This is a genomic window from Polaromonas sp. P1_G4 (assembly GCF_056405475.1).
Genome location: NZ_JBFUCA010000214.1, coordinates 1 through 6,686, shown reverse-complemented (window position 1 = coordinate 6,686; position 6,686 = coordinate 1). Strand labels below are relative to the sequence as shown.

General features: G+C 60.7%; 8 protein-coding genes and 1 pseudogene. 8 read left to right on the top strand and 1 reads right to left on the bottom strand.

Annotated elements, in window-relative coordinates:
• Positions 1–297 (top strand): patatin-like phospholipase family protein (locus AC1D1X_RS12250; protein WP_477698355.1); only part of this gene is annotated, 297 nt, incomplete at its 5' end.
• Between the two features lie 239 nt (positions 298–536).
• Here the strand turns inward: AC1D1X_RS12250 and AC1D1X_RS12245 are convergent.
• Positions 537–1,082, bottom strand: a complete 546-nt coding sequence (locus AC1D1X_RS12245; RefSeq protein WP_457279775.1) for a phasin family protein — start codon at positions 1,080–1,082, stop codon at positions 537–539.
• Positions 1,083–1,353: 271 nt separating this feature from the next.
• Between AC1D1X_RS12245 and AC1D1X_RS12240 the strand changes: the two genes are divergently transcribed.
• The 7 genes and pseudogenes from AC1D1X_RS12240 to AC1D1X_RS12210 form a co-directional block, all read left to right on the top strand.
• Positions 1,354–2,301, top strand: coding sequence for a histone deacetylase family protein (locus tag AC1D1X_RS12240; RefSeq protein ID WP_477671034.1), 948 nt, complete (start codon positions 1,354–1,356; stop codon positions 2,299–2,301).
• Positions 2,302–2,389: 88 nt separating this feature from the next.
• Positions 2,390–3,415 (top strand): NAD(P)H-binding protein, encoded by a 1,026-nt coding sequence (locus AC1D1X_RS12235; RefSeq protein ID WP_477671033.1) that lies wholly within the window; start codon positions 2,390–2,392, stop codon positions 3,413–3,415.
• Entirely contained in the window at positions 3,387–3,827 is a 441-nt protein-coding gene (locus AC1D1X_RS12230) for an acyl-CoA thioesterase (protein ID WP_477698354.1), read from the top strand. Before AC1D1X_RS12235 ends, AC1D1X_RS12230 begins: the two co-directional genes overlap by 29 nt.
• Positions 3,827–4,573, top strand: coding sequence for a nitroreductase (locus AC1D1X_RS12225; RefSeq protein ID WP_477698353.1), 747 nt, complete (start codon positions 3,827–3,829; stop codon positions 4,571–4,573). The genes AC1D1X_RS12230 and AC1D1X_RS12225 overlap by 1 nt, the downstream gene beginning before the upstream one ends.
• A 140-nt stretch (positions 4,574–4,713) precedes the next feature.
• A complete protein-coding gene (locus AC1D1X_RS12220; protein ID WP_457278836.1) occupies positions 4,714–5,067 on the top strand; it encodes an FKBP-type peptidyl-prolyl cis-trans isomerase in 354 nt (117 codons plus the stop codon).
• Between the two features lie 103 nt (positions 5,068–5,170).
• Positions 5,171–6,367 carry a nicotinate phosphoribosyltransferase gene (gene pncB / locus AC1D1X_RS12215; protein WP_477698352.1) on the top strand — a complete coding sequence of 399 codons (1,197 nt, stop codon included), beginning with the start codon at positions 5,171–5,173 and terminating at the stop codon, positions 6,365–6,367.
• 36 nt (positions 6,368–6,403) lie between these two features.
• Positions 6,404–6,686, top strand: a pseudogene (locus tag AC1D1X_RS12210) (citrate transporter); the annotation flags it as partial.

The window sequence follows — 6,686 nt, the reverse complement described above, 5'->3', positions numbered from 1 at the left end:
AGGCAGATGGGGGCCGACGTCGTGATTGCTGTCGACATCTCCAGCCCGCCCGAAGCCAACCTCGCCGGCGACACGTTGCAAATCCTGCTGCAGACTTTTGCCATCATGGGCAAAAGCATCAACCAGTACGAACTCAAGGATGCCGATGTCGTGGTCCGTCCGTCGCTTACGGGCCTGAAAAGCGCCGACTTCTCTGCGCGGCAGCGCGCCATCGATTCAGGCCGTGCGGCCATGTTGGCCGCGTTGCCACAGCTGAAGGCAAAGCTGGCCGCAGCGGGTGTGGCGATGGCAAGGTAGCTGCTATTGATTTGATAGCTGCTAGCGCTCGTCCCTATTGGGTAAAACGCCTGAATAGCTTAAATCGGGATGCGCCGGACAAAAAAAAGCCCAATCTTGCGACTGGGCTTAACTGGATCCGTGAAAATGAATTTCGAATGGATCCGAGGAGACAAGCGGTCTGGAATCGTGCTGTTACGCAAGGTTCCGGGATCAGGCTCCGGTCGTTCCCGCAGAAATGCGGGAACAATGAATAACAATTAACGCTTCTTGGAAGCGGTTTTCGTGGCGCTCACTGCGGATGCAGCCACGGTGTTGAAGTTGGCTTCAGCCATTTCGCTGGCTTGCTTGACAGCCTTTTGCATGGATTCGAATGCGTTATTCGCGGCAGCAACAGCGCTCTTCATCACGGCAACGGCGGTTTCGGAACCGGCTGGCGCATTTTTGGCAGCGTTGTCGACCAGGCCGACAAACTTCTTCTGTGCATCAGCAGTTTGGCCTTCCAGGGTCTTGCCCAGTTCAGCACCGGCAGCCGAAGCGATGTCATACAGGTGACGGCTGTAAGCAGCGGTCTTTTCAGCCAGGGGCTGGACCAGGCCGGCTTGCAGGGCCATCAGTTCTTGCGCGTCTTTCACGCCCATCACGGCTTGTGCGTGGTTGGCGGTTTCGGCAAGGGCAGCCTTGGTGGCTTGCACGTTCAGTTCGACCAGCTTTTCAACGCCTTCGAAGGCTTTGTGGGTCAGACCAAACAGGGTTTCGATGTTGGCTTTGTGGGAGGCCATGATTTGTTCAGCGGTCAGCATAATTAATCTCCAGATATAAGTTAATGAGTCGTCGGGTCAATAGTTGCGTTGCGCTGAATTGCTGMACTGCAACATGACCCTAAGTATAGGCATTGGCCGAGGCATTGCAAGCAGTTTTTGTTGCACTGCACCATTTTAGATGTCGGGCCCTATTTGCACCCCGAAAACAGAATTCAAAAGCATTCAAAAGTCCACGATTTCCGGTGCTGGGTACTACATGCCCGTCGCTGCTGCTTCAGGCCACAATCGTTGAAGCCCTTCCTCGCTTCTCATCTTGCAAGCTTTTTACGCCGACAACTTCGTATTGCCGCTGCCGCTTGGGCACCGTTTTCCCATGGCCAAGTACCGGCTGTTGCGCGACCGCCTGGTCAACGAACTGTCGGCCGTTCGAATGGCGCAGGCACCGGCCGCCACCGATGGTGAGCTCGCCCTTGTTCACACGCCCGCCTATATAGATGCGATCATGCACGGCACCTTGCCGGCGCCCGCGCAGCGCGAGATCGGCTTTCCCTGGAGCCTGGGCATGGCCGAGCGTGCGCGCCGCTCTGCCGGCGCCACCGTTGCAGCGGCCCGCGTGGCGATGGGGCCAGGGGGCAAACGGGGCGAGGGCGTTGCAGCCAACCTGGCCGGAGGTACGCATCACTCGTATGCCCACAAAGGCGGCGGCTTCTGCGTTTTCAACGATGCGGCGGTGGCCGCCAGGCTCATGCAGGCGGAGTGGGCGCGGCTGCACCGCCACGAGCGCAAACCGCTGCAGGTCGCCATCATCGATCTGGATGTGCACCAGGGTAACGGCACTGCCAGCATCTTTGCCGCGGACACCAGCGTGTTCACGCTGTCGTTGCATGGGCAAAAGAATTTCCCGTTTCGAAAAGAAGCCAGCGACCTCGATGTGGACTTGCCGGACGGCTGCGGCGATGCAACCTATCTGCAGGCGCTGGAGCATGCGCTTGACGAGCTGGAGCGGCGCTTTGAGCCGGGGCTGGTGCTGTTTCTGGCGGGCGCCGATCCGTACGTGGGCGACCGGCTGGGACGGCTGGCCCTGAGTTTTGACGGTCTGGAGGCGCGCGACCGGCGCGTCTTCGACTGGGCCTGGCAGCGCCGCATCCCGCTGGCGTTTTCCATGGCGGGTGGCTATGGCATCAACATCGACGAAACCGTGCAGGTGCAGATGAACACCTACCGGGTGGCGCTTGAATACTGGAAGCGCTGGAATCCGTAGCGGGGGTGATCCAGCGGGGATTGCTGCTACATTGCCAGGGCCATCCTAGGTGGCCAGGAAGTAAAACAAGCTAATAACAAACAAAAATATGCAGCCACGCTCCGGGGAATCCCAGAAAAATACCGCAGCCCATGCTGCCCACGCTCTTCGCGTGCTGGTGTTAGGCGGCACCGGCTTCATTGGCCGCCATGCCGTGGCGGCGCTGCACGCGTCGGGCGCGCAGGTTTCGATCGGCAGCCGCCATCCTTCGCGCCACGAAGAGGCCTATCCTTTTGCTGTCTTGCGCGCTGCGCGCTTTGAGCAGCTGTTACAGCCCGATGCGTGGACAACCCTGCTGAAAGATGTGGACGTGGTCGTCAATTGCGTGGGCATCCTTCGCCAGCGGCCGAATGAGTCGTATGACCATGTGCATCACCGCGCGCCAGCGGCGCTGGCCGTCGCTTGCGCCGGCGCCGGCATTCGGCTGATTCATACCTCGGCCCTGGGCTTGCACGCAGGCGCCAAAAGCCGGTTTTTGTCGAGCAAGCTGCTGGGTGAGCACACCATCGCGGCGTCGGGCAGCGACTACGCCATCGTGCGGCCGTCCTTGCTCGACGGCGAGGGCGGCTTTGGTGCCCGCTGGCTGCGCGGCTTGTCGCGCTCGCCGGTGCAATTTATTCCGCGCGGTGCGCGCGGCGGTATTGCGGCGATGGCTGCCACCGATCTTGGGAAAGCGTTTGCTGCGCTTGCGGCTCTTTCCTCCCTGGCTGGTCACCGCGAGGTTGAACTCGGCGGCACCCGCCGATACGGCTACGCGGAGTATTTGCGTGAGCTTCGCGCCGACTACACCCGCACCCGCGCGCTGCAAATTCCGTTGCCCAACTGGGCGGCACGCCTGGGCGCGCATGTATGCGACGTCCTGCACTTTTCGCCTTTCTCGTATGGGCACTGGATATTGCTGCAGCGGGACAACGTGCCTTCACCCAATCGTTTGCCGGAATTGCTGGGGCGCGAGCCGCTTCCGATCAGACTTCCCTGCAGCCCAGTTATTCATCCAAAAGCCCACCCTGAGTCCGGCCAGGTTCACGCTGGCAAAATAGGTTCTCATGACCTCCCCGACACGCCCGCAGGCTGAAGCCCGCAGCGCCTATAAAGCCTTTCGCGACATCGGCACCCGATGGTCCGACAACGATGTTTACGGTCACGTCAACAACGTCGTCTACTACAGCTGGTTCGATACCGCCGTCAACGGCCTCCTGATTGAACGCGGCGCCATCGACATCCACACCGGCAGCGTGATCGGCCTGGTGATCGAAACCCAATGCAACTACTTCGCGCCGCTGGCCTTTCCGGAGCCGRTGGTCGCGGGCATCCGCGTGGCACACGTCGGCTCGTCCAGCGTGCGCTACGAAGTGGCCCTGTTCCCCGGCGATGAGGGTGCATCGTGCGCGGCCCGGGGCCATTTCATCCATGTGTATGTCGACCGCGTCACGCGCCGGCCGGCGCCACTGCCCCCCGAACTGCTTTCTGTACTGGAGACCCTCTGATGACCCAGGCACTGCCCGTGCTTCCCTATATCACCCCGCGCCGAGCAGGCGATGCACGCAATGCGGTGGATGAAGCCATCGTCAGCCGCCAGTCGATACGCCAGTTTTTACCCAAACCGGTGCCGCGCGAGACCATTGCCCACCTGCTGGAAGTAGCCAGCCGCGCGCCTTCAGGCACCAACACACAGCCCTGGAAGGCCTATGTGCTGCAGGGCGCGAGCCGCGATGCGTTGGTCGGCAAAGTCTGCGAGGCCCATGACGCGATATACGCCAACCCCGCACTGGCCGCCGACTACAAAGAGGAATACGACTACTACCCTGAAAAGTGGGTCTCGCCCTATATCGACCGCCGTCGCGAAAACGGCTGGGGCCTCTACGGACTGCTGGGAATCACCAAGGGCGACAAGGACAAGATGCATGCACAGCACCATCGCAACTTCCAGTTGTTCGACGCGCCTGTGGGCCTGATGTTCACGCTGGACCGCGTGATGGGCCGGGGTTCACTTGTGGACTACGGCATSTTCATGCAAAACCTCATGGTGGCCGCGCGCGGCCTGGGCCTGCACACCTGCCCGCAAGCGGCCTGGAACGGGTTTTCCCGGATCATCCTCCCGCACATCGGCGCGGGTAGCGACGAAATGCTGGTGTGCGGCATGGCGCTGGGTTATGCCGATGACACGGCGCTCGTCAACACATTCCGTACGCCACGGGTGCCGGCTTCGGAATTCACCACATGGCTTGATTAGGCGCAGCGCAGTTGCATCTCCGTACGCGCCAGCTAGTTTGGGTGTTGCGGGTAAAGTCAGGGATTCGCGAAAAGACGCGATTTCTTTTTGCCTGTTTGGGCTCTGTTTTTTTGTTTCACCTGTTTTAGAAGGACCTCACAATGAATCTCACCACCACACCTTCCGGCCTGCAATACGAAGACACCGTGCTGGGCACCGGTGCCATCGCCAAGGCGGGGCAACATGTCAAGGTTCACTACACCGGCTGGCTCTATAACAACGGCGTCCAGGGCGCCAAGTTCGACTCCAGCAAGGACCGCGGCCAGCCGTTCGAGTTTTCCCTTGGCGCAGGGCAGGTGATCCGCGGCTGGGACGAAGGCGTGCAAGGCATGTCGGTGGGTGGCACCCGCCGCCTCGTCATTCCGGCGGAGCTGGGCTACGGTGCGCGCGGCGCCGGCGGCGTGATTCCACCGAACGCCACTTTGCTGTTTGAAGTGGATTTTCTCGGTACCTGAGCTGGCGCGAGTTGAAGAAGGCCCCGGTGCGGCATTGGCGCCGGGCCTGTTCACCTGATTAACCGCCAAGGCGCCCTGGCGCCGCGGCCCTCAAGCGATCCCCATGATCATCACCAGCCTGCTAGACACCGACTTGTACAAGTTCACCATGATGCAGGTGGTCTTGCACCAGTTTCCGGGCGCCGAGGTGGAATACCGCTTCAAGTGCCGCAACGCCGGTGCTCCGGGTATTGGTGATCTGGCGCCCTATGTGACCGAGATACGGGAAGAAATCCGTGGCCTGTGCAGTCTGCGCTTTCAGGATGCCGAGCTGGCTTACCTCAAGGCCATGCGCTTCATCAAGAGCGATTTTGTCGACTTCCTCGGCATCTTCCGGCTCAATGAAAAGTACGTCAGCGTCACGGCCTTGCCTTCGGGCGAGATCGACGTGTCCATCAAGGGCCCCTGGCTGCACACCATCCTCTTCGAGATTCCGGTGCTGGCCATCATCAATGAGGTCTATTTTCGCAACACGCAGAAGAAGGCGGACCTGGTCGAAGGTCGCAAGCGCCTGGAGACCAAAATTGGCGAGTTGCAGACGCAGGGCCTGCGAACGCTCAAGATCGCCGATTACGGCACACGCCGCCGGTTTGGCAAAGCCTGGCACGAAGAAGTGCTGCGCACCCTGGTGACGCGGCTGGGCACGGGGGTGGGTGGCCAGTTCGCCGGCACCAGCAATGTGCTGTTTGCCATGAAGCTCGGGCTGACGCCGTTAGGCACCATGGCGCATGAATACCTGCAGGCCTGCCAGGCGCTGGGGCCGCGTCTGCGTGACAGTCAGGTCTTTGGCTTCGAGTCATGGGCCAAGGAATACCGGGGCGACCTTGGGATCGCGCTGTCGGACGTTTACGGCATGAGTGCCTTCCTGCGCGATTTCGACATGTACTTCTGCAAACTGTTTGACGGCGCGCGACACRACAGCGGCGACCCGTTCCAGTGGGGCGAGCGCATGCTTGCGCACTACACCAAGAACCGGGTCGACCCGCAGACCAAGACGCTGATTTTCAGCGACGGCCTGACGGTGCCGCGCACCATCGAGCTGTTCCAGCAGTTCAGGGGGCGTTGCCAGCTGGCCTTCGGGATCGGCACCAACCTCACCAATGACCTGGGCTATGAGCCGCTGCAGATCGTCATCAAGATGATCCGCTGCAACGGCCAACCCGTGGCCAAGCTGTCTGACACACCTTCCAAGAACATGTGCGACGACGAAAAATACCTGGCATATTTGCGGCAGGTGTTTGAAATCGCCTCGCCTGCATAATCGACAGCCTACCTGGCTTATCTTGAAAACCCGCGCGTGACTATTGCAGGCGTTCCCCTAGATTTCGTATTGTTTGGCCTGACGCTGCTCGGCGTTGCAGTGTTCCACCATCACACGCTCAAGGTGGCGTTGGCGGGCCTGGCGGTCATCACGCTTTACAAGCTCGCGCTGGGTGATTTTTCAGGCGTGCCTGGTATCGGCGGCCTGCTGCAATTGCTCGCGCACGAGTGGGTGACGCTCGGCAACTTGCTGGGCCTGTTACTGGGTTTTGCGCTGCTGTCCGATCATTTTGAAAAGAGCGGTATCCCCGCACTGTTGC

Excerpts from the sequence above, each read along its gene's own strand:
- AC1D1X_RS12235 (WP_477671033.1), top strand. The coding sequence starts at position 2,390 with ATGCAGCCACGCTCCGGGGAATCCCAGAAAAATACCGCAGCCCATGCT.
- AC1D1X_RS12220 (WP_457278836.1), top strand. The coding sequence starts at position 4,714 with ATGAATCTCACCACCACACCTTCCGGCCTGCAATACGAAGACACCGTG.